The 1,083-nt window shown below is 66.6% G+C and carries 1 protein-coding gene and 1 pseudogene; one reads left to right on the plus strand and one right to left on the minus strand.

The features are described 5' to 3' along the window. Positions 1 to 278 (minus strand): helix-turn-helix domain-containing protein (locus AB0N07_RS51900; RefSeq protein WP_365848088.1); only part of this gene is annotated, 278 nt, incomplete at its 3' end. 459 nt (positions 279 to 737) lie between these two features. Here AB0N07_RS51900 and AB0N07_RS51905 point away from each other — a divergent pair. After that, positions 738 to 1,083: pseudogene (locus tag AB0N07_RS51905) on the plus strand (transposase); the annotation flags it as partial.

Here is a 1,083-nt window from a genome sequence, read left to right on the forward strand (position 1 = left end):
TAGTCGTGCAGTCGCTGGTTCGTGGCCAGCTTCGCCGGCTTGGGCCGCCTGGCAGCTTCCTGGGCCTTCCACTGCGCCACCGTGGCCCGGTACTCATGCTTCCCGGAACGAGTGGCGCAGTTACGGCGCAGCTCACGGCTGATCGTGCCGGGATCACGTCCCAGCGTGCGTGCGATCTGACGGACCCCCTGGCCCTGGGCATGGAGGATCGCGAGCTCCTCACGCTCAGCGAAGGACAGATACCGGCCGGTGGGCTCGGCTAAGGACAGCGGGGTCATCCCGCCAGCGTGACGGAACCAGCGCGCCCCGACGGGCCAGGACACGCCCACAGTCAGGGATGCCTCGACCGTCGTAACGCCGGTGGCGATCACACGCCAGAACTGGCGTTGGACCTCCCGTGAGGGCTGCGGCCTGCCAGGAGAGCGCATCGGGGCCCTCAAGGCCCGATCCGCTCTCCACTGCCGACGTGTCCCCTCGGGCACGTCACTGATCTTCCTCGCCCAGTCCTTGCTTGCCATCGCCCATACCTCCAGTGATTCCGAGAGGGTGTTGCGACGACCGATTGAATCCACCCTGAGAGCCCCTATCGCTGTGGTGGATCAGGCCCTGTCGGTCACGGCTGGCTCCCGTGCTCAACAGCGCATGCTCGAGGGCCAATAGAGGCAGTCGGGACTGCTGAAGGTTCGGTTGACACCTGATCTGTGGGGACATGAGGTCCCCGCTGGAAGGATGTCGACATGCCTGCAGCACACCCCAAGGAGTTCCGTGACGACGTGGTCGCGGTCGCCCGTCGTGGCGAGGCCCCGATCGCTCAGCTCGCCAAGGACTTCGGGATCTCCGAGTCCTGCCTACGCAACTGGCTCCATCAGGCCGATGTCGAGGACGGCCACCGTCCCGGCGTGACCAAGGCCGAGAACGAGGAGCTGCGCGAGGCGCGGAAGAAGATCCGCTTGCTGGAGCAGGAGAACGAGGTCCTGCGCCGCGCCGCGGCGTACCTGTCGCAGGCGAACTTGAGGCTGGGTCAGAGCCCAAGATGACCTACCCGCTGGTCCGTGACCTTGCCGTCGACGGGATCCCCGTGAC

The sequence above is a fragment of the Streptomyces sp. NPDC051172 genome (genome assembly GCF_040682555.1).
Lineage (GTDB): Bacteria > Actinomycetota > Actinomycetes > Streptomycetales > Streptomycetaceae > Streptomyces.